The organism is Sulfurospirillum sp. E15m, assembly GCF_059415145.1.
Genome location: NZ_JCAHZS010000010.1, coordinates 63,605 through 89,635 on the forward strand (window position 1 = coordinate 63,605; position 26,031 = coordinate 89,635).

The following is a 26,031-nucleotide window of genomic DNA, read 5'->3' on the forward strand; positions in this document are numbered from 1 at the left end:
AGGAGATTAACCATGAGAAAGATTGTGATACTTTCATTTATCGCTTCACTTTCACTTTTTGGAGCAAATATTCAAATTGCTCAAATGCCTAAAGATGACCCACGGCAAGATGCGACGTCACAAAATGTGATTTTATCTTATAACAATGCTGTCAAAGATATTAAAAAAAGCGTTGTTAATATCGCCACTACTAAAAAGAATAAACAAAGCGACCAACTTAACGAGTTGATGATGAATCCATTTTTTAAAGAATTTTTCGGAAATCGAATTCCAGAGCTAAAGCAGCCTGAACGAAAATCTCATTCATTAGGATCAGGTGTTGTTATCTCAGCTGATGGCTATATTGTCACCAATAATCATGTTGTCGAAGGTGCAGATGAAATCGTTGTTACCTTGCCAAATGATGAAAAAGAGTATAAAGCAAAAGTCATTGGAGAAGATTCAAAAACAGACCTTGCCGTTGTTAAAATTGACGCAAAAGAGCTGCACATTGCAAAATTTGGCGATTCGTCAAATCTATTAGAAGGCGATGTCGTATTTGCGATTGGCAATCCATTTGGAGTTGGTGAGACAATCACACAAGGGATCATTTCAGCACTCAATAAAAATAACGTAGGACTGAACCAATACGAAAACTTTATCCAAACAGATGCCTCCATTAACCCTGGTAATTCAGGTGGTGCTTTGGTAGATAGTAGAGGTGCACTCATTGGTATTAACAGTGCTATCTTATCAAAAGGTGGTGGGAATAATGGTGTAGGGTTTGCAATTCCTTCCAACATGGTTCAAAAAATTGCAACTTCACTCATTGAAAATGGCAAAATAGAACGTGGTTTTATGGGAGTTTCCATTTCAGACTTAACCAATGACCTTAAAGAGCTTTATGACAATAAACAAGGTGCTTTAGTCCTTATGGTTGAAAAAAATTCACCTGCTGAGAAAGGTGGTTTACAAGTATCCGATCTCATTATTGATGTGGATGGAACAAAAATTAAAAATTCCAATGATCTTAAAAACACCATTGCAAGCATTGCTCCTGATAAAACAGTGACTATCAGCTATGAAAGAGATAAAAAAATAAAAACAACAAAAATCAAACTAGTCAAAATGGATGTAGAACAAGCATCATCACAAACAGATGCAAAAGGCAACTCGAGCCCAATTGAAGGACTTGGGCTCTTAGAAATCAATGATAAAACACGCTATCAATACCAAATTCCTAAAGAGATAGAGGGCGTCTTAGTCACAGATGTCAAAGAAGACTCTAAAGCAGAAAAGATAGGATTTAGAGAAGGCGATGTCATTATCCAAGTTGAACAGCAAAATATCACAACACTCAAAGAGCTCAGTAATGCACTCAAAGAGTATAAAAATCGTAAAAAACGTATCATCATCAATCGACAAAATTATCGTGCCATTTTAGTCATGCCTTAGCAGCTTAATTAGGAGGCAAAAGCCTCCTAATTAGTATATAATAAGCCTCTTGAAAGAGGAAAGGTAGCTATGACGAAAATTTTAATGATTGAAGATGATTTGGAACTTGCAGAAATACTTATGGAGTATTTGGAGCAATTTGATATTGCCATTACAATCGCTGAAGACCCATATATTGGGCTATCAACACTGGATACAGAATCATTTGATCTTGTTATTTTAGACTTGACATTACCCGGAATTGATGGCCTTGAAGTGTGTAAAGAAATTCGAAAACGTCATACATTGCCAATTATTATTTCCTCAGCCCGTACTGACATAACGGACAAAGTTACCGCTCTTGAAAATGGCGCAGATGATTATCTTCCAAAACCTTATAATCCAAGAGAATTGCAAGCACGCATTATGAGCCTACTGAGGCGTCAAAAAGGTTTTATCCCAACAGAACAGACCGTACATAAAATAAAAGATTTAATTCTCAATGAAGAGCAAATGGCAATTTTCTTTCACAACAAAGAATTGCACTTAACAGCAGCAGAATATGGAATTTTAAGCTACTTGATGAAGAAGGAAGGCGGTGTTGTTTCAAGAGAAGAGCTCATTTATAATATTGAAGCTATTAGTGAAGAAACGACCAATAAAAGCATCGATGTTATTGTAGGACGTATCCGTCAAAAATTGGGTGAAAACCCTAAAGAGCCTACCTACATTCATGCTGTTAGAGGTGTAGGATATAAGTTTTTACAATGACAAAATCATCGATCTTTTACAGTATTACCTTTATTTTTACCATTAGTATTGTCAGTATTTTTTTGGCATTGTTATTTTTACTTGAATACGATAAGCAAAACTATACAGAAAAGCTCAATACAAAATATTCTATTATCGCGCGTGCAACACTGTTTCATTTAAATAACTTTATTACCAATGATGAACTCAAAAGGCAAGTTCAGGGCTATCAGATGCGTGAGATTACGGATAAAAATACGAAAGAGCAGATTATTCAACATGCACAAATCATTCAAAAAATTTCTGATCGTATTGGAACCAGTGCTATTTTACGTTACGACAACGACCACTATTTGCAAATAGAAACAAAATATTCGTCTTTACTACTAAAAGATGAAGATTTCCAGCCTTATCGATACGACCTTATTAAAACTATTTTTGGCGTTGTATTTGCCATTATCATTGTCGCGTATATTCTCACTATTCGTAAGCTTAAACCTCTTCGTAAACTCAAACGGCAAATGGACCGTTTTGCCAAGGGTGATCTTAATATTCATTGTAAAACGGACGGAGAAGATGAAATTTCTCAAGTAGCCAATGCTTTTCACAACGCTGTAGAACAAATTAATAAGCTCAATCAATCCCGCCAACTCTTTTTACGCAATATTATGCATGAACTTAAAACCCCTATTACAAAAGGACGTATTAGTGCCGAAATGCTTGAAGATGGCAAACAACGCACGCGTCTAATTGGAGCATTTGAAAAGCTAGAATTACTCATTAATGAATTTGCATCCATTGAGCAAATTACCTCAGGAGAAGGACTGAAAAATATCAAGCCTTACCGTTTGGTTGATATGCTCGATGAATCAATAGATTTAGCAATGATTTCACCCTCACAAGTTGAAATTGATATTGTTGATGATGAAATTATTTTACATGTAGATTTTCGACTCTTTACCACGGCTATGAAAAATGTCATTGATAATGGTATAAAATACTCCTTTGATCAAAAGGTACATATTGTTGCCAATAAGTCAAAAATCTCATTTATCAGCCAAGGGAAGCCTCTTAAATATGATCTTGAACATTATCTCGAACCTTTTGTTCAAGAAAAAAATTCGCATCAAAGTTTTGGCTTAGGACTTTACATCGTACATCACATTGTAAAAGCACATCATATAGAATTTACCTATGAACACAAAGACGGATTTAATTACTTTAATTTTGGAAAGATTGACATTTTAGAATAAATTTGAGGTACAATAATTAAAAATAGGTCTAAAGGAGTTTCCATGTCGGGTATAGCTTTTTCAAATATTAATCTTGCTAATTTAATAGACCACCACATAGCATTACTTGAACGTTTTGGCATTAAAGATGAAGTCCCCTTCTCGCTCATCTTTTTTTCTTTGGAAGATCGTAAAGAAGTTGATAGTTTAGAGATGTTTCAGCGTATCCTTCGTCGTACAGATGCTATTTTTAATCACAGTAATCACTATGTCGTCATGCTAACGGGAACAGATTGGAATGGCGCGACTGAGGTGCTTTCTGGTATTCAAGAATTTTTAGACCAAGAACCACATGATAATGTTGTCACTTACCCAGAAGATGGGGTTGATTCTAAGTCGCTCTTAGGAAAATTACGTGAAACAGTAGAAGATAACTGCAATATTACAACGGATTTACTAAAATAAAATGAGTAGGTAAACCCTACTCATTGACTACTTTTATTCATTACGTAGTGTTTCTAAAACATTAATCTGCGTTGCTTTATGGGCTGGATAATATGAAGAGAGTGCCACAATAACACTTGTACCAATAACAATTAAGACAAAATCTATAACAGAAAGATCTAAGGGTAATTTAGTGGTTCCATAGACATCTGCAGGTAATGAAATAATATTAAATGACCCCAAAAGAAAAAGTGCTAATCCACCAAGAACAATACCAAAGATCATTCCGCCGCCACCAATCACCAATCCTAGGTAAAAGAAAGTCTTCTTAATCTCTTTTTTATAAGCACCAAGAGAAAGCAAGAGTGCAATCTCTTTACGTCTGTTCATTACTGTCATTAAGAGTGAGCTGATGATATTAAGAGATGCAATAAGGATGATAAGCATCAGTACAATAAAAAGTGCACGTTTTTCCAAAGCAAGTGCTGAGAAGAAGTTACCATTCATTTGCCACCAACCAACAACACCTAAATGCTCGGGTAAAACCTGACGAATTTTTTCAATATCGCTAAAAGGCTCATCCGAATAGACATGAATTCCATCAAAATCACCATCATTGTATTGCAATATTTGGGTTAATGATTCTAGTGTCGTGTACATATAGGCTTTATCGTAAGCGATAAGTCCAGAGTGAAAAGCTCCTTTATAATTAAAGCGCTTCATCTTAGGAATAAGGCTAATACCGCCTGGATCATTTTTTGTAAAAATCAATGTTGCTTTTTCATCAGAGCTTAACATATGCGTTTTTGCAATTTCACTGCCCGTGATAAGGTCATACTTGTCTAATTCTTTGCCTTTAATAGCTTCTGCTACAATACTATTGATTTGAGCTTCTTGCTCAAAATTAACACCAAAGAGCATACCACCTTCTAGACGATTTCCTTTTTTAATAATCACTTGCGTTGAGATATAAGGGCTAAATTTTAATTTTGGAAATTGTTCCTGCAGTGTATTAAGGTCTTGTTGTGTCACAGGCGAAAAACTACGTGCATAAATTGAAAGCGGGTAGTTCATAGTAAAAAGTTTTTTTTCAAACTCTTTATCAAAGCCATTCATTATTGCCATAGCAACCATTAAAACTGTCAGCCCTATTGCTACACCAAAAAATGCCAATAGTGAAATAACCGTGATAAAGGGTTGTGACTTGTCAAATCGTAGATACTTTTTGACAAGATAGATACTAAGATTCTTCTGCACAACTACCCTTTACGCTAATAGCCCTTTTTTGGGACCACTTTTGCCACAGCATTGTTTATATTTTTTTCCACTGCCACATGGACATGGCTCATTTCGTGCTATTTTTTTCTCTTTGTCTTCATCTTCTTCATCATATGGATTATGATGTTGAAGAGTTGCATTTGCATTTGCCTCTTCCATACGTCGTATCATCTCATCCATCGCACGACGTTCTTCTTCTTCCTTGTTATCACGCAATTGAACAATATGCAATGTTCTAAAACTATCAAATTTAATTTGCTCAACTAGTTCAACAAAAAGGTTGTAACTCTCTTTTTTGTATTCTGTTAAAGGGTCTTTTTGATTGTATCCACGAAGACCGATACCTGTTTTTAAAATATCCATTTGATAAAGATGTGCGCGCCATGTATTATCTAACACTTGTAAATATAAAATTCTCTCTATCTCTTTACATTGCTTTTCATCAACAACAGACATTTTTTCTGCAAAACTTTTCTCAAGGGCCTCTACCAGTTTATTGCGCAATGCATCAAACTCAAGGCCTTTTAACTCGTCTGTCGTAAATGTTTCACCCAATTCATCTTTAAAGATCATGACAAGGCGATCTAAATCATACTCTGTTTCAGAAATGCCTTCATAAATTTCTGCTTTAAAGAGAAGATTGGTCACAAATTCAACACGAATTTCTTTGATTTTAGTTTCAATGTCGTATTCAGGATTTAACAAGTCATTTCTAAAATTATAGATCGTTTTACGTTGTTTATTGGCAACATCATCGTATTCAAGAAGATGCTTACGCGCTTCAAAGTGAAGTGCTTCAACCTTTTTTTGAGCATTTTCAACAGCACGCGTTACCATTTTAGATTCAATATGTTCGCCCTCTTCAATACCCAAACGTTCCATAATAGCTTTAATACGATCACTGCCAAAAATTCTAAGTAAGTTATCTTCTAAACTAAGGTAGAATCGACTTTTTCCATTATCGCCTTGACGACCTGAACGTCCACGTAATTGGTTATCAATACGTCTGCTTTCGTGACGCTCTGTTCCTATAATATAAAGGCCGCCCAATGCTTTGACTTCATCATCTAACTTAATATCAACACCACGTCCAGCCATATTGGTTGCGATGGTAACAGCACCTTTAACACCAGCATCTTTAATAATTTGCGCTTCTTTTTCATGGTTTTTAGCATTCAAAACGGAGTGTGGCACTTTTTCTTTTTTTAACAGGGCATGTAAAAGTTCACTTTTTTCAATTGAGGCTGTACCAACAAGAACAGGTTGTCCTTTTTCATGGCATAACTTAATATCTTTAATAACCGCTTCAAATTTCTCACGTTCCGTTTTGTAGATAAGGTCATTCATATCATCTCTACGCATAGGTAAATTTGTTGGGATAGAAATAACTTCTAAATCATAGATTTGTGAAAATTCTGCAGCTTCGGTTTGCGCAGTACCTGTCATACCGGCTAACTTTTTGTAAAGTCTAAAGTAATTTTGGAATGTAATGTCAGCGAGTGTTTGTGACTCTTCTTTAATCATCACATTTTCTTTTGCTTCAAGCGCTTGATGCAATCCTTCACTAAAACGTCTTCCTTCACTCAATCGTCCTGTAAATTCATCCACAATGACAATTTCGCCTTCACGGACAACATAATCTACATCGACTTCAAAAAGATAATGTGCTTTGAGTGCTTGATCCAAATGGTGAGATAAAACGGCATTTTCGAGGCTATAAAGGTTATCGACATCAAACAGTTTTTCGGCATTACTAATACCGTTTTCTGTCATAATAATCGTTCTGTTTTTTTCATCAACAGTAAAATCTTCTTCTTTTGTTAATTTGCGAGCCACATTGTCGGCAATTTTATAACCATCTAACGTACGATTGGATGGTCCTGAGATAATCAGTGGTGTTCGTGCTTCATCAATTAAAATGGAATCGACTTCATCCACAATAACAAAGTTGTGTGTACGTTGTACTCTTTCATCTAAAGAATAGCGCATATTATCGCGCAAATAGTCAAAACCAAACTCATTGTTGGTTCCATAAGTAATGTCAGAATCATACTGTGCTTTACGTTTTGCATCGTTTTCAAGGTCATTGGTTACAACCCCAACGCTTAAACCTAAAAATGTATAAATTCGTGACATATCTGCAGCATCACGCTTAGCAAGATAATCATTGACGGTAACGACATGAACACCTTCCCCTGTCATAGCATTGAGGACAACGGGTAACGTAGCGACCAATGTCTTACCTTCGCCGGTTTTCATTTCAGCAATATTGCCACCATGCAAGACTAAACCACCAATCATTTGAACATCAAAATGGCGCATACCTGTGGTACGTTTACTGACTTCTCTGGTAATAGCAAAAACATCATTTAAAACATCATCTAACGATTTTGTACCGGCTTTGACTGCTTCTTTTAACTCTTCAAAGGCCGCTTTTAGGGCTTCATCACTTAATTTTTCATATGTTGGCTCTAAAACATTAATTTTCTTAACGCGGTTCATTAATTCCTTAACAACACGATCATTCTTAGTACCAAAAATTTTGCGAACAATACGACTCAATAACATGCGATTCTACCCCTATTCTTCTTTCGTTACATACGTTCTTATCAATAAAACTTAGGATTTTATCATACTTTTACTATCTATTTGATAAAACTCCATATCTTATTTATCTTGAACAGGAGTATTTGATGCGATTTTTAGGATTTTTATTCTGTATAACAACACTTTTGTTTGCGAAAATGGGAGATTTTAAAACAATACAAAGTGATTTTGTTCAAAAAGTGACCAATGATCAAAATAAAACAATTACTTATGAAGGTGTTTTTTACGCAACACACGATAAAAAGGCATTATGGATTTATGAAAAACCTGTAGCAAAAAAGATTTATTTTAATCAATCTAAGGTTTTAATCTTAGAACCGGAACTGGAACAAGCCATTATTACAACCCTTGAAAACACTCCAAATATTGCGCAACTCTTGCGTGAAGCTAAAGAGGTAGCACCCCATACCTATGTCACAAAATTTATGGACACGGTTTATACGATAACAGCTAGTAACGAAAGTATTGAAAAAATATCGTATAAAGATAAGCTTGAAAACAGCGTTGAAATCCTTTTTTCAAACCAGTCAATTAATCTTTTTTTAGATGATGAATTATTTAAAGCAGAAATACCAAAAGGCTATGACATCGTTCGTGAATAACCTTTTACATGTAAAACTACAATAACTCCAATTGCGTAGGTTTTCCAAAATAATAGCCTTGGAAAAATTGGCATCCTAGCGATTTTAATGTTTCAAACTGCTCTTTGGTTTCAACGCCTTCGGCAATGACATCCAAATGAAAATTTTTGCCAATAGAAATAATGGTCTCAACAATCATTGCATCATTGCGGTCTATCATAAAATCATGAATGAACGATTGATCAATTTTTAGCTCATCAACACTGAGTTGTTTAAGATATTGTAAACTAGAATAGCCTGTGCCAAAATCATCCACAGATAACGAGATACCTAACTCTTTTAATGCCTGAATTTTTTTCACTGCCTTGGCACTATCACCGATTAAAAGGCTTTCGGTTAATTCCAAACGAATTGAAGAAGGATTTGCCCCTGTCTTCTCTAACGTTTCGCGCACAACGGTCACAAAATCATCTCTCTCAAATTGTTTGGTACTGACATTAATAGAGACACGCCAACCTCTTTTGTTGGAGTCTTGCATAAAATAGCTCGCTTGACGCATTGCCTCATACATAACCCATTTTCCAAGAGGAAGAATGAGTCCAGATTCTTCGCATAAAGGAATAAATTCAACAGGAGAGATGAGTACGCCTTCTTGGTTCTTCAATCTCACTAACGCTTCTACACCAATAACATGGGCATTGGAATCTACTTGGGGTTGGTAGAATAGGAAAAAGCGTTTTGAATCAAGAGCATCACGCAAATACTGAAGCAATAATGATTTTTCTTCCATCACTTTTTGAATATACGCGTCAAAAAAACGGATGGTATTGCGCCCATCTGTTTTAGCCGCATACATAGCACTATCAGCATGACGCAAAAGCTCTTCCACACTCTCATGCTCATCAAAAAGACTTATCCCGATACTCACGGTCATGAAGAAAGGATGTTCATCAATAATAAAAGGCTCTTTAGTAGCAAGAAGAATTTGCATGGCAAGATCTTCTGAGAGCTTTGCAGTCTCTTCTAACGTTGTACTTAAATTGGGTAATAAAAAGGCAAACTCATCACCACCGAAACGAGCAACAATATCACTCTCATTAGCATAATTTTCCAAACGCCTCGCCATCATCACCAGCAGCTTATCACCTGTTGCATGCCCTTTTAAGTCATTGATGGATTTAAAATTATCCAAATCCATAAACAAAAGTGCACCATAGATTTTTGAACGTTTACTTGCACTAATGCATAAACGTATCTGCTCGGTGAGCATTGCTTTATTCGCTAAATTGGTTAAAGGGTCATAATAAGAGAGCTTCAAAATACTCTCTTTTTGCATAAAAGAGTTAATTGCAAATCCAATATCACCTGCCAATTCTTCAATCATTGCATGCTCTTCTACACTGAATCCTTCTTTCATCGTGGTACATATTGTTAAAATACCTAGTGCATTATGCGCAAATTTGTCACTTTTTAAAACAGTGACGTATGCTTCGGTTACATGATACTGAAGCATCATTGCTTTACACCTTGATGGTGTATCGGTACTTCTAGTCGTTAAGATTTTAAAACTACCTGTATCAAAAACATGTTGTTCAATTTCGTTAATATCGAATTCTTCTTCTAATCCATAAGACTCTTTGACATTTAATGCCTCTTTTTCAAATAAAGCAATTTTAACGTGGGCAAAGGAGTCATTTGCAAAAAGGCATAATGCCGTTTGATGCAATAGCTCGCGAACGTTTGAGGTCGTGATTAAAATTTGATTACTATCGGTAACGGTACGTAAAACAGAGTAAAGATGCTGTTGGTGCATATATGATTTTTCTAATTCTTTACTTTTATTGAATAGGTCTTGAGTTCGTTCTAAAATTAAACTTTCCAACTCTTTTTTCTGTTCAACATCACGTTTTGTTAAATCTTTGATCGCAATATAAAGAACAATCAGCAAAAGTAACATGACTATTCCACTAAAAAGTGTCTCTTTCCAAAATAGACCTATAACATCATCAAACAGCGTTTTTTTAGGGATTTTAATGCTGGTTATACCTCTGACTTCACCTATTTTATAGCCATATGCTGAATCATACCGCTTTGCAATATAAGGCAATACTTCACTTTTTTCACCATGACACACTAAACAATATGCTTTAATGCGCAAAGGAGAAGTAAAAAAATAATAGCTTGTATTACCGTCGTTAATAAGGCGCATACTTTCATTTTGTTCGGGGTGTTTATCAAAATAATGAATCATCTCTTCTTCATCAGGATTTGCTTTGTTCGTTGGATTTCGTGGTCTATCCGAGACATTACGAATCGTAATGCCTTGTTTTGAAGTTTTATGAAATTCTTCACTGATATGGGTTGAAGCATGTGCAGGAAGAAATCCCACAGTTGAATCATTGAGGTCAATGCCACTAGAGAGAAATTGTTGATGATAAATATAACGCATTGAGACAAAATAATCTTGTAAGGTCTTTGCTTTAGAATAAGCTCTTATCTGTGATAAATTGTTTGCTTGTTCATACAAATAAACAACAATGACTAAATTAGCCACACAAATAAATGTCGCTATGATCCAAAAAAGACGCTTCGTTAGAGTGATTTGTCTCACAATAAGGCTCCTTTCAGACGATGCAAGGACTACCTGATTTTAGTATCTCTAAGCTTAGAAATTTGTTATAAAACTTTTTTTAAAAAAAGATAGCCAATGATGCCAGAACAAAAAGAACCTAATAAAATAGCAAGTTTATCGGCATAATGAAAAATATTGGTATCGTTATACGCCAAAGTATTCACAAAAAGACTCATTGTAAATCCGATACCTGTTAAAATTGCTATACCGTACAGCTGTAAAAAGCTACTGCCGGAGGGAAGCTTCGCAATTCCTAGTTTAATGGCGATATAACTAAACCCAAAAACACCCACTTGTTTACCAATGAGTAAGCCTAATGCAATTCCCAACGAAACATCGGAAAAAAGTGTCGAAATGGATATATCTTTTAGTTCAACACCCGCATTAACAAAAGCAAACAGAGGCAAAATAAAAAATGCAACCCAATAATGCAGGTCATGTTCCATCTCTTTGAGCATCGAAAATCGCTCGCCTTGCCCATTATAAGAATAAAGCGGTATTGAAAAAGCGAGAACGACACCAGCAATCGTTGCATGCACTCCCGATTTTAGAACACTAATCCATAAAACAATTCCGACCAAAATATAGGCTGCTTTTTTTACTACTTTCATCTGATTCATGACAACCAATACCATTAAGGCTATCACTGCAATGATAATAGAGATAAATGACAAATCATTCGTGTAAAAAAGCGCAATGATGACAATGGCACCTAAATCATCAATAATAGCCAATGCCATCAAAAAAATCTTTAAAGAAGCGGGAACACGAGAACCTAGCAATGAGAGAATCCCTAAGGCAAAAGCAATGTCGGTTGCAGTAGGTATAGCCCAACCATTCATTGAAAAAGCATCTTTATAATTAAATGCCACAAAAATTACCGCAGGAACAAACATCCCACCAATAGCTGCGATAGCGGGTAGAATAACTTGACTTCGTGAGGAGAGTTCCCCTTCTAAGACTTCTCGTTTAACTTCAAGCCCTACCAAGAAGAAAAAAATAGCCATGAGCCCATCATTCACCCATAACAATAAAGGTTTTGCGATACCAAAAGAACCGAAGCTTACTTGAACAGGCGTATGAAGAAAATTTGTATAAAAATCTGTCAAAAAACTATTTTGGAGTAACAAGGCTAACAATGTAACTGCTATCAGAATAACACCAGAAGATGACTCTTTTTTAATAAATTCTTCAATCGTAGAAAACATAAAAACCCTTTATACTTAGTGTTTTTATCCTATCATAAGCAAGTAAATAGTTTGTAAATAGCTATTTACCCAAACAGAAGTTACTAAACATCTTATCTAAGATTTCATCACGTTCAAAAGCAGAGGTAATAGAAGAGATATGCTCAATTGCACTATTGAGATGAAACGCAAAAAGCTCTAATTCACCCTCTTTTAGAAAAGCATAAGAACTTTGAACATCTTCATGCGCTTTTTTAACAGCGTTAATTTGTCTGGATGAAGTAAGCATAATGCTATCTTCTCCTACGGTTTTATCTAAAATTGATTGAAGTGTTTGGATCAAGTTTTGACTGTTTTGCTGGCATGAAAGCGCAATAAAATCATTGCCTAATTGTGTTACATCAAAATGATTGGGTAGGTCTGTTTTATTTAAAATTTTTAGGATGTGTTTAGAAGCTTCATAGGTATGTAGCAAAGAAAGCATTGTTGCATCTTCACTGTCGCAAACCCTACTGTTATCAAACATCGCTAAGACAATTTCAGATTCTTCTATGGCGGCAATAGAACGCTCAATACCAATTTTTTCAATCACATCATGGGCTTGACGGATTCCTGCAGTATCAACAATGCGGACTAAATGAGAGCCTATACGTAATTCTTCTTCTATTGTATCGCGTGTTGTACCAGCAATATCACTGATAATAGCTCTGTCATAGCTCAGTAATGTATTAAGAAGTGAACTTTTACCGACATTAGGTTTTCCGACAATGGCTATTTTAAAACCATGCATCAGTCCTTGTCTTCTTTGGCTGCTCTCATATGTTTTTTGCAATTCTCGTGAAAGGAGGTCTAGTTTTTCTTGAATTTTTGCAATCATATCCAGAGGTAAATCTTCTTCAGCATAGTCAATATTTACTTCAACAAACGCTAAAATTTCTATCAATTGTTCTCTTACATGTAAAACAAAATTTTTCAATTCACCTTTAAGTTGTCGTGTAAGCATTTTAGCGGCATCAACACTTTTTGTTTCAATTAATGCAGCAATGGCTTCGGCTTCAGAAAGATCGATTCTACCGTTTAAAAAAGCTCTTTTAGAAAATTCTCCAGGATTTGCAAGTCTTGCACCATAGGCTAACAATGTGTCTAAAACCATATGCGCTACGGTTGATCCACCATGGCATTGGAATTCAACGACATCTTCTGCGGTGAAACTATGAGGGGCTTTAAAATAAATCACAATCGATTGATCAATAGCATCATGGTTGTTATCGTAAAGAAAACACAGCGTTGCCATACGAGGCGTCAGTGTTGTTTTATGAGTCAGTTTTAATGCAAGAGAAAGAGCATCGGCTCCACTTAAGCGAATAATCGCAATAGAGCCGATACCTGAACTTGTAGCAATCGCAGCAATTGTATCTATGCGTTTTTCCTATTAAAGTCATTGACAACGATAAATTTACCGCCATCTTTTCCTGATTTAATACCAACGTATTTTTCAGGAAATTCACTACGTAACGCTTCAAGAGCAATTTTGATGAGTACCCCATCCAAAATTTTCGTTTGCCCTTTGCCGCTATTGCGAATACGTTCAATCACAGGAGAGAGATATTTATCAATCATCTCTTCTTGGTTTTTCAAAAACTCTGCAATTTCAAGACGAATATTAAGACCATATTTTAAATTAATCCAATTGTAAAGCAAGTAAGAGAGTGCTTTGTAACGATACCCCTCTTTTCCAATCAATAACGCAGCATCTTCACCACTAAATTCAATCAAGATAGTATCGTCGCTGTATTTAGAGACCACAGGAACATCTAATGTAAAACAACTGTATTTAAAGAGATTTTTAATTTGAATGCGCACTTCATCCAAAATATCATTAATCTCGCGCTTTTCTTGATGAAAATTTTGATCAATAGCACTGGTTGAATGGGTATGACGAGGCTCTTTGTGCGGTTTTGGCTCTGGTCTTGATTCTTTTACTACAGGTGTTTCTTTAGGAAGGATTACCGCATCAGCTCTTTTTTCAACACCCTCTTCTTTAGTAAATTCTCTATTTTTATTGCGATTTCGTCTATTTTTATTGCGTTTATTACGGTCTTTTCGTTCATCCAAAGAGGCGACATTACTATCCGCCTCTTGGTGATTTTCATTTTTTAGTGAAGGTGCAAACTCTTTTTTCTCTCGTTCTTGAGGCTTAGCGCCTTTACGTCGGACTTCAATAATGGCGCTCTTTTTAAAAAGTCCTAAGAAACCACTTGAACCATTTTGAACGATATTAATATCTAAATCGATGACTGAACAAGACAACTCACTCGCAGCCTTGGAGTAAGCTTCTTGGAGTGTTGCTGCTTCAACTTTTATCATTTTTCGGCCTTTTGCTCTTCATGTTTCTTTGCAAAAAGTTTATTAACATAAAACTGTTGTACGATAGATGCAAGATTGTTTGTAAACCAATACAACGTTAAACCTGCAGGGAAAGACACAAAGAAGAATGTAAAAATCAGTGGTAAAAATTTCATAATTTTTTCTTGCATTGGATCTGTAAAACTTGTTGGGGTAATACGCTGATGTAAGAACATTGTGATACCCATTAAGATTGGAAGGATAAAATAATGGTCCATCACCGCAAGATCATGAATCCAGAAAATCCACGCGGCACCTTTAAGTTCAATAGCGTTTTGAAGAACGCGATACACTGCAAAAAATACTGGAATTTGAAGAATAATAGGCAAACATCCACCCATAGGGTTTGCACCATGCTTTTTATAAAGTTCCATCATATGGGCATTTAGCTTTTGCTTATCATCGCCATATTTTTTCTGTAGCTCTTTAATCTTTGGTGAAAGCTCTTTGAGCTTGTTCATAGACACCATACCTTTGTAGGTCAAAGGATAAAGTACCAAACGTACACTGATTGTCATAGCAACAATTGCCCATCCCCAGTTACCTAACAAATCGTGAAGGTAAGAAAGCCAAAGGAAAAGTGGTTTTGCTATAAAAGTAAAAAATCCATATTCAACAACATCTGTCAATTCCGGATTAATAGATTTAAGCAGTCTATGGTCTTTTGGTCCAATATAACCACTAAGCGTTAAATTACTATCACCTTTAACAAATAAAAGAGGATCTTTATCTTTACCTAAAGAGACAACGGTATCAAGTCCTTTATCTAAATTGTAAAAAAATGTTGTGTAATATTTATCTGCCGCAGCGACAATTTTTGCATTTGCAAAGTGTTCATCGCCTTTTGCCGAACCATCTGCAATGGTTTGAATCGTGTTGTCACTTTTTTTAATAAGAACACCATGAAACGTATAACTATCGATAGCTACATGAGGATGAAATCCTGTTGAAATAAAATAATCTTTCGGCGTTGAAAGATTTACATGTAAATCATAATTTCCATTAGGATAAAATGTTAATGTTTTAACAATCGTTAGACCACTCAAAGGTTGAGTTAAAACGATGCTTGCGCCTTTTTCAGTTACATCAATACTGCTTTTATCCGCACTATAAGACATGGCAAAAGCATCTGCATTCGTTGATTTATCACTAAAACGAATCTCTAAAGGAAAAAGATTTTGAGAAGCATCTATCAGTTGAAAACGTTCACCTTTATCATCTTTGTATTTATTTTCGAGAAGATAAAATTTTGAAATTCTACCAAGACGGTCAATGTGCACTTCGTAAGAAGCAGCTTTAACCGTAGCGATAATCTCACCCTCTTTGCCTGCTGTCATAGGCGCTTGTGCAATATCCCCACTGCTTGCAACAGATTTAACTTCTGGCGCAGTTGTCGCATTAGATGATGTAACGTGTTGCTCAACAACCGTTGAGGCGTTGTTTTCAGCAAGTGGAGGATTTTTGGGGATAAAAAAATGATCATACAGAGCAAAAAATAAAAAAGATAAAACAGTGGCAAGTATAATGCGCACTTGAGGTGTAAGTTTATCTGTCACGAGATTCCCTTTATTTCAATGTTTTAAAAGCTTTTACCACATAAAAACTTTGTGTGTTTTTTGGTACAAACCAAAAAACAATACGTTGCGTCGTGGAGTCATGAGGAGCAAAAAAAGAAGGAGTAGCAAAAGCCTTTTGTACCACTGGATAATCAATACCTCCAGGAAAAAGCTGATTGCATTTTAAAATACGTATAAAACTATAAAAGAGAGCTTTTAAAAAACTGTTGTGTAGAAGTTGCTCTTTCGCATATTGCGAGCAAGTGGGATAATACCTGCAACTTCCATAGCCAATCAGTGTAAAAAACTTCTGATAGAGCTTTATCAATAACAACGCTAAAGATTTCATTCTTTAACACAGTTTAATTTTTTCATAGACCACATGATTCCTTTTTTAAGTGCATCATATGATATGTGATGTATCTTCTCTTTTGCAACAAATACATAAACACCATCTTGCAACGTATGTTGTATTTCTAAAAATATAGCCCGAAGCCTTCTTTTGGCTAAATTCCGTTTGATAGCATTACCGACTTTTTTACTTGCCGTAAAGCCAACTCGTTTTGTTATGTCATTTTGGTAAAAAACAAGGGCACCTTCATAGTGCCATTTCTTTGCATGGTTATAAATAGATGTATACTCTCTCGTCTCTTTGAGAGTTACATACCCTTTTAAGCGGCCAATCTTTTTCTACCTTTAGCACGACGTGCAGCAATAACTTTGCGTCCACCTTTAGTTTTCATTCTAAGTCTGAAACCATGGGTACGTTTTTTAGGTGTACTGTGTGGCTGATACGTTCTTTTCATCAAAAATTCCTTCTCTAAAAAATAATTTAAGGTATGGATTTTACCTTAGCTTTACTTAAAAATTCCATAAGCTTCGATTAAGCACTGTACAACATTATTGGATTTATCGCAGCTCTACTACCTCTTTACGTAAAATTTCTTTATCAATTTTTGCTTCACTTGGACTTGTTTGCGGAAGCTTTTCTTTATAAACAATGATAGAAGGAATCATATGATTTGGTAAATGTTTTTTGAGCTCAAACAAAATTTCATTTTTAGGAATTTCACGAGACGCTGCATAGACCATAACAATTTCTTCTTCTGTTTTTTCATTTTCAATAGAAAAAACAGCGCATTGGGAAATCATCGGAATCCGCTCATACACAACACTTTCAATCTCATAAGGGCTGATACGAAAACCACTCACCTTAATCATATCATCTTTACGAGAGACAAAATAAAGATACCCCTCCTCGTCCCTGTAAACAAAATCTCCACTGGCGACAACAATTTCATCTGTTAAATCGCCTTCAAGATTCACAATCTTGTCAAGAATAGCAATGCTTTTATAACGTTTTTGCGTATCTTCTTTAGATTTCCAATACCCTTTGTAAATATACCCACCTCTATGGATGAGTTCTCCAACTTCACGTGGTTTACACTCATTACCTGCTTCATCAATGACATGTATTTCAACCCCAGGAATAGGCTTTCCAATCGAATGTGGTCTAATCTTGAGTTGCGCTGGGTCAAGATAAGTTGAACGAAAAGCCTCTGTTAATCCATGCATAGAATAAAACTTCGCATTAGGATAACGCTCTTCGATATCTTGAATCATTTTAGAGGTAATTTTACCGCCTGAAGAGGTTACAATACGAATATTGGCTAGAAGTTTTGGGTTGGGAATACGTTTTGGGTCACTTTCAAACATTTGTGTAATATGCGGAGGCATTACAGGAAGTACCGTAACGTTATCGTTGATAAGATGATTGAAAAAATCGGCTGGTAAGACTAATGAGTGTAATGCGAGCGTTGCATGATTGTAAATAGAGCAAAAGAGTTGATTTAATCCATAGTCCAAAATAAAAGGCAATGTCCCAGAAATCACATCGTCTTCTTTGAGTTCAAGGTAATTAGACGCAACACGCGCACTATCAACTAAATTCCGGTGTGTAATCACAATTCCTTTTGGAAACCCAGTCAATCCAAAACTGTACGTAATCGCGGCATTTTTATAGTCACCGATATTACATGTAAAAAGGTCGCTACAGCATTTGTAAATCTCTTCAAAAGATACAATATCGCGCTCACTCGCTTCATACGTAATGATTCTGCCGGTATAATGAATAGCATCAATGTTTTTGATTTTATTTTTATCGGTAATAATACAGTCAATGCCACAGTCTTTAATAATATGTTCAACTTGTTCCGCTTTTAACAAACGAGAAATGGGTACAAAAATATACTCTGTCGATAAGAGCGCTAAAATAGCAATGATTTGCTCACTGCTTTTATGAGAATAAATTCCCACGCGAGAACCACTAGGAAGGTTTAATTCGGTTAAATAACGTGCGACTTGATTAATTTTTCGAAAAAGTTCTTGATAGGTTAATTTTTTCGAACCATCAATAATAGCCACTTTATCAGGGCATACAACAGCGGCTTTTTCAATTAAAGCTCGAATACAATTAATCGACATTTTAGCTCCTCATATCAGTGTTATTTTGCATTCCCAATGTCCAGATGGCATAATCGTAATCCATCACAATATTCGGAATAGCATGTAAGTTCATCACTTTTTTATAAAAAAAGTTCATAATCAGCTCAACTTCTTCATAACGCAATACCTTAGTAATACCGCCTGTGAGCACAATCGTTTTTAATAATTCAAGCTGCAATGTAACGTATAAAGGATTAAGGCGTGACACTTTATACAGAACCAAAAAGATGGAAAGCTGCATTAAAATACGCAGTGCTTTTTCACTCTCTTCTTCCAAGATATTTTCCGTAACATTGAGGTATGCTAAAAGTTCATACACAAATTCGTTATTTTTAGCGGCAAACACCAATGTTTCGCGTGATTTATACACACCCAGTTTTTTAAAGACTAAACGGTCATATCCACTTTCACTGACAATGTTATCACGTACCAAATCACGACTGTAATGAATATCCGTCGTAGCACCACCAATATCAACCACGATAAAGGGATTGACCACCTCAAAATTGGCATCAATAAGCGGCAAAGAACGATTCACGATATAAGGCGTAGAATAGATTTGATTGGCAGTAATTTCATACAAATGTTTAATATCTTCCTTACCAACAATATCCGCTTGATAGAGGTTCGTAAGGTATTCTTTAAGCTCACCACCGTTTACATGTAATTTCTCGGTAATAATATTTCCAAGCACTTTTAACTCCGCTATATGATTGCTTAAAAACGATGCATCTTGTTGTGTACCGACATAAACAATATTGTTGTAACGGACTTTTTTCAAAAAGCTAAAGAGTTTATCATCAAAGACATGATTGATTCCATCAATGCCTCCAACAACAATGACAACATCAATCAATTCACTCGGTGATTTAGCCTCTTCTATTTTGCTGTAAAGAATGGTATCGATGATATTAATACCAGAATTAAACGCAATATTCTTAGCGAATTTGAGACTAAATGAATTAGTAAGTCCAATAATAAGCGTACTCAGGCCTCCATTGGCGGAAGAGCATATATGAATATCTTCTTTGGTGTAATTAGCAAAAATATTGCCACATTTTGTTAATAAATCATCGTAAATATCTTTATTAAAATCCCTGAAATACTGACTGATTCCGCTTTCTTGACACACTTTAAAATAGGTACTACCCACATCAATTAATAATTTACTCATAACATAGCCCCTATATCGTGGATAATTTTATTAATCACCTCTGTTTTGCTTTCAGGCAAATTGACTTTTGATTTTTCATACGCAAAACAGCGTTCAGGAAGCGGAAGTTTCCCTTTTTCGATAATGCGAATATTGCCACTATCATCGCGAATCGTAATGACTTCATTGTTATTGATAATATGCGGTGAAAATGGAACATCAATCAGACCACTTTTAATCGTATTAAACACTTTTCGCCACAATGTATCGGCAGGGTCATTCAACGCCGCGTCCATAATTGCTCTTACTTCAAGCTCTAGATTTTCTTCTTCTTCCGCATCGGAAATTATTGGAAGACCTTTAAGCGTGCGAAGTGTGTATTTGGTGTTCGCAACCGATTGGGCATTGCATTGCATCGTAGGGATACCAAACGCTTCATCACGGGTTTTGATAATGATTTTATCGGCTCGAACCATCGCGGCAATGACCGTATTGGTATTAATCAGTGAGTCAGAGAGGTTTTTATCCCTTGGAAAAGCACCCATCCATTGGTGATACACAAGATTAATAATGGCATCTTCACCGCCAAATTGATTGGCGTATTCACGAGCCAATTTTTTAAGAACATTAGAAGTGACAATGTCTTGCATCATCGAACCATTTTGAGAAAAACTGACTGAAAAGGATTTCACACCCTCTTCGATAGAGAGTAACATTTCGATGAGTTGAATCACAATAACAATACAAGGCGGTACTAACGTCGCTGTCAAAGGGCCAAATGACTCACGATTGATGGGTTCGTTGAGTGTTGAATATTTGGCACACACTTTATCGACGTATTTCCAATACAAAAAGGCTTTATCCAACGGAAAGTTCTTTGAATAAGGAAGCATATAGGTAATAGGCCCCCCTTCAATTTCAAAGATACCAGAAGCAAGTGCAGTTTCTACCAAAAGCCTCGCATCGGGCGTACCGTGACGAAGACTGACGGGCTTATTAAAATGGGTTATCATTTTACGCGTTGTACGATAACCATGATTCACAAGAGGATAGCCATTGAGCATATCCATTTCGTTCTCTTCTGAAAGTGTGAGCATCTTTTGTGCCATTGCGTAGTCATTTAAGCGGGTATTGCTATCAACCGTAAGCGGTAACACATCAATATCTGCGCCCATAAATGTTTCGTAAAGCTCAAACATCTTTTTATACGTTGGAAATCCGCCGCGAGGTTGCACTAACAAACGGTCACGTTTTTTAAAATGGTGCGTAATAAAAAGCTCTTTAGGAGCGTTTTTTATAAAATTTTCGATTTCCTCAAAATCAAATGTATCGGCATATTCATTACGGGTAATGACATCGCGCTCTTTTTGAAGTAAACTCATGCTTGCTCCTTGATATAGCGCTCTAATTCATTTAAACCTGTATTTAAGTCTACTTGATGAAAAACAAGATCAAACCCATACGATTTGTATTTGGGGATAATGTCACTTTGAGAAGCTTCACCCACTGCCAAATTACCGCCAATGACAAAAATGACATCTTTAACGTCATATTCGGAACGTAAAAATTGAAGGTCTCTGCACCAACCTTCTGCTTCACCGTTAAGTGAGGAAATCAGTAAAATATCTGCTTGTGTTTCCACAACCGCGTCAATAAACTCTTCTAAAGATGTATTTACACCTAGGTTAAATACTTCAAACCCTCTTGCCTGCAAAGAGATATCTATCAGCCTATTTGCGACGACATGGATATCATTGCCCACTACACCCGTGACTACTTTCATATCATTAGCCTAAAATTTGAATAATATTGCATTTTATCTTAACCTTATTAAAGGTATAATTAACAAAAATTTGCTGAAGTAGTTTTATGATGTACAGAGCCTTTTTATTTTCCTTTCTTCTCATTGTTAGTGTCAGTAGTTCATTGATGGCGTGTGGCGGAAGTTGTCTAGAGTGTCATTCCAAACTCAAACCGCTTATCAACGATACCAATCATATAGTCTTAAATACATGCATTAATTGCCATACGACATCATCCCCGAGAGGACAGTGTGGGCAAGACTGCTTTGAATGTCATTCAAAAGAGAAATTTTATGCACAAGCTGATATAAAAGAACATCAAGCTATTAAAGCGTGTAATCAATGCCACCAAGAAAAAGTTGATTTTACCTTACCGAAAAATTCAATGGTCCCTGCGCAACAAAATTTGATACAACTATTCAAATAAATAAGGAGTTTCGATGAAGTTCTATACAGCCGATTTATGTGACAAATACCCTGAGCATGTCCACGTGCTTGAGCCTATTTTAAAATCATATGGTGGCGCAAAACGTGTCATGGGTCAAATTGTCACGGTGAAACTACCCGGAAGCAACAAAACGCTGGTTGAACTGCTGAAAAGTGAAGGCGCTGGACAAATCGTTGTTGTAGATGTCGAGGCACGTTATACGGCAGTTGTAGGCGATAACTTAATGAAATTTGCACATGAAAACCATTGGGCGGGTATTGTTATTAATGGTTATGTACGAGACACTAAAAATACCAAAGAGATTGATGTTGGACTTTTCGCTCTTGGAACATGCCCTAAAAAGACGATGGAACCCAAAGAAGGAGCATTGCATAGCAATGTAACGTTTGGCGGTATTAGCTTTAACGAAGGCGATTATCTCTATGCAGACCGCGATGGCATCATTGTGAGTGCGACACCTTTGGAGATGTAACACAGCAATTCTTCATAATTTTTTTCCAATCCACATCAAAATGTTTCATAATATACGCTTTGGTGTGGGGAACAATACACGCGGAACAGTCTAAATGTGCGACATTGTCATGGATAAACCAACTGCTTTTTTTTGATTGAATGGAACATTCACTTTTACATGTAATGCCTTTTTCAATCCTAAGACCTTCATCATTAAATCGAAAATGAGGACATGCACATAAAAAGCAATTCAAATAAGCCTTGTTGTGGCATTTTTGTTTGTTAGCATACAAAAGACAAAAATCAGGCTCACAAACCACCATATTTTCAAAGACAAAATAGTCAATTATCTCTTTTGGGGAATAATTTTTTGCCCTTAATTTTTCAATCACGAAATGATGTTTGTTAGCATGTGTTTCAAACCATTCAAAATAACTCATAAATTTGAAATTCCTCGCAAAAATAGACCTCTATATTGAAAATTTTATAGTAAAATTCCGTCAAAGGAATGATATGAAAAAAATTTTGACCATTTTAGCACTTCTTTCGCGACTTCTCGCTGATGATACGAATGATTTTGATAATATAAAAGAAGAAGATGTCCCAAAAATTCTATCAATCATTAAAGATGGAACAAAAGAGCACCTACCAATTATGCTTGATGACTATACCACTTTAGTCGATATTGTTAGTGTTCAAAACGCTATTGAGTACCGAAACCGCATTAATTCACATAATGAATACGTTCAGTCAATTCTAAAAGCCGATAAAGGCACCTTAATTAAAACAACATTTGAAAATAATAGAGGGTATTTGTGTAGCGATACGGAAACACGAGAATTGCTCAGAAAAGGCGCTATTTTTGTGTATGTTTTTTATGACCTAAACAATACTGAAATTTTTAAATTTGCGATTCAAAATAAAGACTGCCAACCCTGATACATTTTACATGTAAAAAATTACATGTAAAATGTTCAAGAACTTTTTTAATTTTGTCGAATGACTATCCCGCCATTTTTAGCATCAATGATGATGCTTGAGCCATCATGCAATTTATCTTCAAGAATCAATTCGGCCAATTTATCTTCTACTAACTCATACAAAGCACGTTTGAGAGGACGCGCTCCATAAACTGGGTCAAACCCTGCTTCTGCTATGAGTGATTTGGCGGCTGTTGTTAGCTCCGCTTTGATCTCTTTACTCGCAAGTTTTGCTTCGATATCTTTGAACATGATACTTACGATTTCTCGCAAGCCGTCTTCGGTCAAAGGATTAAAGATAATAATGTCATCCAAGCGATTTAAAAACTCTGGTTTGAAATACGCTCGAAGCTCTTTCATCACCTCTTCTTCTCTTTTTGCACCCTCAAATTCCATAATCTTAGCACTCGCGATATTGGACGTTAAGATGATAATCGTATTTTTAAAATCAACGGTTACACCTTTATTGTCTGTCAAACGCCCCTCATCTAACACTTGCAACAAAATATTAAAAACATCAGGATGCGCTTTTTCTATCTCATCAAAAAGGACGACACTGTACGGTTTTCGACGTACCGCTTCCGTGAGTTGTCCTCCTTCATCGTACCCGACATATCCTGGAGGCGCACCGACCAAACGACTAACAGAGTGTTTTTCCATATACTCACTCATATCGAATCGAATCAATGCTTTCGTTGTATCAAATAAAAAGTTTGCAAGCGCCTTAGCACTTTGTGTTTTACCGACACCCGTTGGTCCTAAGAAGAGAAAACTACCAATAGGTTTGTTTTGCTCACTAAGTCCTGCTTTGTTACGCTTAATTGCCCTACCTATTGCCTTAATGGCTTCGTCTTGTCCAACAACCTCTTTTTTAAGATGCTCTTCTACCGCTAAAACTTTCGCTTTTTCACTTTGGAGCATTTTGTTCACAGGGATACCTGTCCATTTGCTCACGATAGTTGCGATCATCTCTTCATCAACACTGTTTTTAAGCAAGGTACCACTTTCGACCATCTTCTCCCATTTTTGTTTTAAATCTTCTTCTTTTTTGAGAAGTTCTGGAAGTTTCCCATATTCAATTTCAGCCGCTTTGTTAAACTCACTATTCTTTTTGGCTAACTCTGCTTCCCTGCGTAATGCTTCCGCTTGACTTTTGATGGATGCGATGTCATTGAAAACACTTTTTTCCGTTTCAAATTGCACTTCTAACGAGCGCATTTTCTCTTTTGCATCGCCTAATTCTTTTTCAATCGCGCGAAGACGTTCATCGTTTTTCTTATTTTTTTCCATCAATAACGCTTCTTTTTCAACCATTAACGTACTGATTGCACGTTTAATTCGGCTAAGTTCTGTTGGCTCACTTTCAATTTGCATTTTCAGTTCAGCCGCCGCTTCATCAATAAGATCAATCGCTTTATCAGGCAAGAAACGATCACTGATATAACGACTGCTCAGTTTTGCTGCCGCAATCAGCGCAGAGTCTTGGATACTCACGTTATGATGCGCTTCAAGGTGCTCTTTAATGCCTCGTAAGATTTGAAGTGCCTCATTGATGCTAGGTTCATTCACCGTAACAGGTTGAAAACGACGTTGCAATGCCGCATCTTTTTCAAAATACTTTCGATACTCTTTTAAAGTCGTTGCTCCAATGGTGTGCAATTCACCACGTGCCAAAGCCGGTTTTAAGATATTGGCAGCATCCATACTACCTTCGCTTGCGCCCGCACCGACAATGGTATGAATTTCGTCGATAAATAAAATGATATTTCCACTTTTCTTCACTTCATCAATCACCGCTTTTAAGCGGTCTTCGAATTCACCACGGTACTTTGCACCCGCAATCAGTGCGCTCATATCAAGGGCTACAACACTTTTATTTTGAAGACTTAAAGGAACATCATTGTGTGCAATACGAAGGGCTAAACCTTCAGCGATTGCTGTTTTACCCGTACCAGGCTCACCGATTAAGATTGGATTATTTTTCGTTTTACGAATGAGAATTTGCATCATACGCCCAATCTCTTCATCACGACCAATCACTGGGTCTAGCTTGCCTTCAATCGCTAACTTTGTCAAATTAATGCCGTATTTTTCCAAAGATTCAAGATTTTCATCGCTACTTTGTTTATCTATTTTTTTGCCACCACGTAACGCTTCAAGATTCTTTTTAAACTGCAAAAGGTCAAGGTATTTTCCTAAAATTTTTTTAAAGGGGTCATTGTCGATATTGGCTAATATCCACGTATCAACCGAAAGATAACTATCGCCTTTTTGTTTCATAAGCCCTTCTGCTTTTTGCAAAGATTCCATCAAGCTTCGTGAGACAACGATATTTTCTTTTGTGACATGAGAAACGGTTGGAAGTTTCTGAATTTCACTCTTCACTTCAAGCTCAATCGCACTTTTATCGATGTTCATCTTATTAAAGACTTGATTCAAGATAGAAGCAGAATTTGTAATTAACCCCCACAATACATGTAAAGGGGTAGCTTCTTGGTTTTTTGAATGCAACGCAAGACTAATTGCGCTTTCAATTGCTTCACGCATTTGATTGGTTAATTGTTCAAAAAGTGAGTTCATTGCATCTCCTCTGAGTTTTTCTAA

The 26,031-nt window shown here is 36.1% G+C and carries 23 protein-coding genes and 1 pseudogene; 8 read left to right on the forward strand and 16 right to left on the reverse strand.

Annotated features, from left to right (window positions below; all coding sequences use genetic code 11):
• The first annotated feature begins 12 nt into the window (after window positions 1–12).
• The 4 genes from AC5SLP_RS12670 to AC5SLP_RS12685 all read left to right on the forward strand — a co-directional run bounded on the left by AC5SLP_RS12670 (window position 13) and on the right by AC5SLP_RS12685 (window position 3,860).
• Complete coding sequence (locus AC5SLP_RS12670) at window positions 13–1,434, forward strand: Do family serine endopeptidase (RefSeq protein WP_495255523.1); 1,422 nt, start codon at window positions 13–15, stop codon at window positions 1,432–1,434.
• A gap of 69 nt (window positions 1,435–1,503) precedes the next feature.
• On the forward strand, window positions 1,504–2,184 hold the full coding sequence (locus AC5SLP_RS12675) for a response regulator transcription factor (protein ID WP_495255524.1): 681 nt from the start codon (window positions 1,504–1,506) through the stop codon (window positions 2,182–2,184).
• Window positions 2,181–3,416 (forward strand): ArsS family sensor histidine kinase, encoded by a 1,236-nt coding sequence (locus AC5SLP_RS12680; protein ID WP_495255525.1) that lies wholly within the window; start codon window positions 2,181–2,183, stop codon window positions 3,414–3,416. Before AC5SLP_RS12675 ends, AC5SLP_RS12680 begins: the two co-directional genes overlap by 4 nt.
• Before the next feature lie 42 nt (window positions 3,417–3,458).
• Complete coding sequence (locus tag AC5SLP_RS12685; RefSeq protein ID WP_495255526.1) at window positions 3,459–3,860, forward strand: hypothetical protein; 402 nt, start codon at window positions 3,459–3,461, stop codon at window positions 3,858–3,860.
• Between the two features lie 33 nt (window positions 3,861–3,893).
• Here AC5SLP_RS12685 and AC5SLP_RS12690 read toward each other — a convergent pair whose 3' ends face one another.
• Both AC5SLP_RS12690 and secA read right to left on the reverse strand, forming a co-directional pair.
• A complete protein-coding gene (locus AC5SLP_RS12690; RefSeq protein ID WP_495255527.1) occupies window positions 3,894–5,096 on the reverse strand; it encodes an ABC transporter permease in 1,203 nt (400 codons plus the stop codon).
• Between the two features lie 9 nt (window positions 5,097–5,105).
• A complete protein-coding gene (gene secA, locus AC5SLP_RS12695; RefSeq protein ID WP_495255528.1) occupies window positions 5,106–7,685 on the reverse strand; it encodes a preprotein translocase subunit SecA in 2,580 nt (859 codons plus the stop codon).
• A gap of 125 nt (window positions 7,686–7,810) precedes the next feature.
• On the opposite strand from secA, the gene lolA reads away from it, so the two are divergent.
• Window positions 7,811–8,326: a LolA-like outer membrane lipoprotein chaperone gene (gene lolA, locus AC5SLP_RS12700; protein WP_495255529.1), complete on the forward strand. Its 516-nt coding sequence runs from the start codon at window positions 7,811–7,813 to the stop codon at window positions 8,324–8,326.
• A 16-nt stretch (window positions 8,327–8,342) separates the two neighbouring features.
• Here lolA and AC5SLP_RS12705 read toward each other — a convergent pair whose 3' ends face one another.
• From AC5SLP_RS12705 to glmS, 12 genes and pseudogenes are all read right to left on the reverse strand, one after another.
• Complete coding sequence (locus tag AC5SLP_RS12705) at window positions 8,343–10,916, reverse strand: EAL domain-containing protein (RefSeq protein WP_495255530.1); 2,574 nt, start codon at window positions 10,914–10,916, stop codon at window positions 8,343–8,345.
• 65 nt (window positions 10,917–10,981) lie between these two features.
• Window positions 10,982–12,145: a Na+/H+ antiporter NhaA gene (nhaA, locus tag AC5SLP_RS12710; protein ID WP_495255531.1), complete on the reverse strand. Its 1,164-nt coding sequence runs from the start codon at window positions 12,143–12,145 to the stop codon at window positions 10,982–10,984.
• A 61-nt stretch (window positions 12,146–12,206) separates the two neighbouring features.
• Window positions 12,207–13,544 carry a tRNA uridine-5-carboxymethylaminomethyl(34) synthesis GTPase MnmE gene (mnmE, locus tag AC5SLP_RS12715; RefSeq protein WP_495255584.1) on the reverse strand — a complete coding sequence of 446 codons (1,338 nt, stop codon included), beginning with the start codon at window positions 13,542–13,544 and terminating at the stop codon, window positions 12,207–12,209.
• Window positions 13,541–14,491 carry a Jag N-terminal domain-containing protein gene (locus AC5SLP_RS12720; RefSeq protein ID WP_495255532.1) on the reverse strand — a complete coding sequence of 317 codons (951 nt, stop codon included), beginning with the start codon at window positions 14,489–14,491 and terminating at the stop codon, window positions 13,541–13,543. The genes mnmE and AC5SLP_RS12720 overlap by 4 nt, the downstream gene beginning before the upstream one ends.
• Window positions 14,488–16,086, reverse strand: coding sequence for a membrane protein insertase YidC (gene yidC, locus AC5SLP_RS12725; protein ID WP_495255533.1), 1,599 nt, complete (start codon window positions 16,084–16,086; stop codon window positions 14,488–14,490). The genes AC5SLP_RS12720 and yidC overlap by 4 nt, the downstream gene beginning before the upstream one ends.
• A pseudogene (yidD, locus tag AC5SLP_RS12730) lies at window positions 16,083–16,435 on the reverse strand (membrane protein insertion efficiency factor YidD). Before yidD ends, yidC begins: the two are co-directional and overlap by 4 nt.
• Window positions 16,432–16,770, reverse strand: a complete 339-nt coding sequence (rnpA, locus tag AC5SLP_RS12735) for a ribonuclease P protein component (RefSeq protein WP_495255585.1) — start codon at window positions 16,768–16,770, stop codon at window positions 16,432–16,434. Before rnpA ends, yidD begins: the two are co-directional and overlap by 4 nt.
• Entirely contained in the window at window positions 16,758–16,892 is a 135-nt protein-coding gene (gene rpmH / locus AC5SLP_RS12740) for a 50S ribosomal protein L34 (protein ID WP_495255534.1), read from the reverse strand. The genes rnpA and rpmH overlap by 13 nt, the downstream gene beginning before the upstream one ends.
• A gap of 103 nt (window positions 16,893–16,995) precedes the next feature.
• Complete coding sequence (locus tag AC5SLP_RS12745) at window positions 16,996–18,570, reverse strand: AMP-binding protein (RefSeq protein ID WP_495255535.1); 1,575 nt, start codon at window positions 18,568–18,570, stop codon at window positions 16,996–16,998.
• 1 nt (window position 18,571) lies between these two features.
• Window positions 18,572–19,765, reverse strand: coding sequence for a glutamate mutase L (locus tag AC5SLP_RS12750; RefSeq protein ID WP_495255536.1), 1,194 nt, complete (start codon window positions 19,763–19,765; stop codon window positions 18,572–18,574).
• Window positions 19,762–21,126: a methylaspartate mutase gene (locus AC5SLP_RS12755; RefSeq protein WP_495255537.1), complete on the reverse strand. Its 1,365-nt coding sequence runs from the start codon at window positions 21,124–21,126 to the stop codon at window positions 19,762–19,764. Before AC5SLP_RS12755 ends, AC5SLP_RS12750 begins: the two co-directional genes overlap by 4 nt.
• Window positions 21,123–21,527 carry a methylaspartate mutase subunit S gene (glmS, locus tag AC5SLP_RS12760; protein ID WP_495255538.1) on the reverse strand — a complete coding sequence of 135 codons (405 nt, stop codon included), beginning with the start codon at window positions 21,525–21,527 and terminating at the stop codon, window positions 21,123–21,125. The genes AC5SLP_RS12755 and glmS overlap by 4 nt, the downstream gene beginning before the upstream one ends.
• Before the next feature lie 86 nt (window positions 21,528–21,613).
• On the opposite strand from glmS, the gene AC5SLP_RS12765 reads away from it, so the two are divergent.
• Window positions 21,614–21,973, forward strand: a complete 360-nt coding sequence (locus AC5SLP_RS12765) for a hypothetical protein (RefSeq protein ID WP_495255539.1) — start codon at window positions 21,614–21,616, stop codon at window positions 21,971–21,973.
• A 13-nt stretch (window positions 21,974–21,986) separates the two neighbouring features.
• Entirely contained in the window at window positions 21,987–22,466 is a 480-nt protein-coding gene (gene rraA, locus AC5SLP_RS12770; RefSeq protein ID WP_495255540.1) for a ribonuclease E activity regulator RraA, read from the forward strand.
• Here the strand turns inward: rraA and AC5SLP_RS12775 are convergent.
• Window positions 22,435–22,887 carry a hypothetical protein gene (locus AC5SLP_RS12775; RefSeq protein WP_495255541.1) on the reverse strand — a complete coding sequence of 151 codons (453 nt, stop codon included), beginning with the start codon at window positions 22,885–22,887 and terminating at the stop codon, window positions 22,435–22,437. The two genes, rraA and AC5SLP_RS12775, sit on opposite strands and share 32 nt — an antisense overlap.
• Before the next feature lie 73 nt (window positions 22,888–22,960).
• Between AC5SLP_RS12775 and AC5SLP_RS12780 the strand changes: the two genes are divergently transcribed.
• The gene (locus AC5SLP_RS12780; RefSeq protein WP_495255542.1) at window positions 22,961–23,386 is read left to right on the forward strand and encodes a hypothetical protein; all 426 of its coding nucleotides are present in this window, start codon (window positions 22,961–22,963) and stop codon (window positions 23,384–23,386) included.
• Window positions 23,387–23,433: 47 nt separating this feature from the next.
• Here AC5SLP_RS12780 and AC5SLP_RS12785 read toward each other — a convergent pair whose 3' ends face one another.
• Window positions 23,434–26,007 (reverse strand): ATP-dependent Clp protease ATP-binding subunit, encoded by a 2,574-nt coding sequence (locus tag AC5SLP_RS12785; protein ID WP_495255543.1) that lies wholly within the window; start codon window positions 26,005–26,007, stop codon window positions 23,434–23,436.
• Window positions 26,008–26,031: the final 24 nt, after the last annotated feature.

Coding starts and splice junctions, on each gene's coding strand:
- AC5SLP_RS12670 (WP_495255523.1), top strand. CDS start 13: ATGAGAAAGATTGTGATACTTTCATTTATCGCTTCACTTTCACTTTTT.
- AC5SLP_RS12675 (WP_495255524.1), top strand. CDS start 1,504: ATGACGAAAATTTTAATGATTGAAGATGATTTGGAACTTGCAGAAATA.
- AC5SLP_RS12680 (WP_495255525.1), top strand. CDS start 2,181: ATGACAAAATCATCGATCTTTTACAGTATTACCTTTATTTTTACCATT.
- AC5SLP_RS12685 (WP_495255526.1), top strand. CDS start 3,459: ATGTCGGGTATAGCTTTTTCAAATATTAATCTTGCTAATTTAATAGAC.
- secA (WP_495255528.1), bottom strand. CDS start 7,685: ATGTTATTGAGTCGTATTGTTCGCAAAATTTTTGGTACTAAGAATGAT.
- lolA (WP_495255529.1), top strand. CDS start 7,811: ATGCGATTTTTAGGATTTTTATTCTGTATAACAACACTTTTGTTTGCG.
- nhaA (WP_495255531.1), bottom strand. CDS start 12,145: ATGTTTTCTACGATTGAAGAATTTATTAAAAAAGAGTCATCTTCTGGT.
- AC5SLP_RS12720 (WP_495255532.1), bottom strand. CDS start 14,491: ATGATAAAAGTTGAAGCAGCAACACTCCAAGAAGCTTACTCCAAGGCT.
- rpmH (WP_495255534.1), bottom strand. CDS start 16,892: ATGAAAAGAACGTATCAGCCACACAGTACACCTAAAAAACGTACCCAT.
- AC5SLP_RS12745 (WP_495255535.1), bottom strand. CDS start 18,570: ATGTCGATTAATTGTATTCGAGCTTTAATTGAAAAAGCCGCTGTTGTA.
- AC5SLP_RS12750 (WP_495255536.1), bottom strand. CDS start 19,765: ATGAGTAAATTATTAATTGATGTGGGTAGTACCTATTTTAAAGTGTGT.
- AC5SLP_RS12755 (WP_495255537.1), bottom strand. CDS start 21,126: ATGAGTTTACTTCAAAAAGAGCGCGATGTCATTACCCGTAATGAATAT.
- glmS (WP_495255538.1), bottom strand. CDS start 21,527: ATGAAAGTAGTCACGGGTGTAGTGGGCAATGATATCCATGTCGTCGCA.
- AC5SLP_RS12765 (WP_495255539.1), top strand. CDS start 21,614: ATGATGTACAGAGCCTTTTTATTTTCCTTTCTTCTCATTGTTAGTGTC.
- rraA (WP_495255540.1), top strand. CDS start 21,987: ATGAAGTTCTATACAGCCGATTTATGTGACAAATACCCTGAGCATGTC.
- AC5SLP_RS12775 (WP_495255541.1), bottom strand. CDS start 22,887: ATGAGTTATTTTGAATGGTTTGAAACACATGCTAACAAACATCATTTC.
- AC5SLP_RS12780 (WP_495255542.1), top strand. CDS start 22,961: ATGAAAAAAATTTTGACCATTTTAGCACTTCTTTCGCGACTTCTCGCT.
- AC5SLP_RS12785 (WP_495255543.1), bottom strand. CDS start 26,007: ATGAACTCACTTTTTGAACAATTAACCAATCAAATGCGTGAAGCAATT.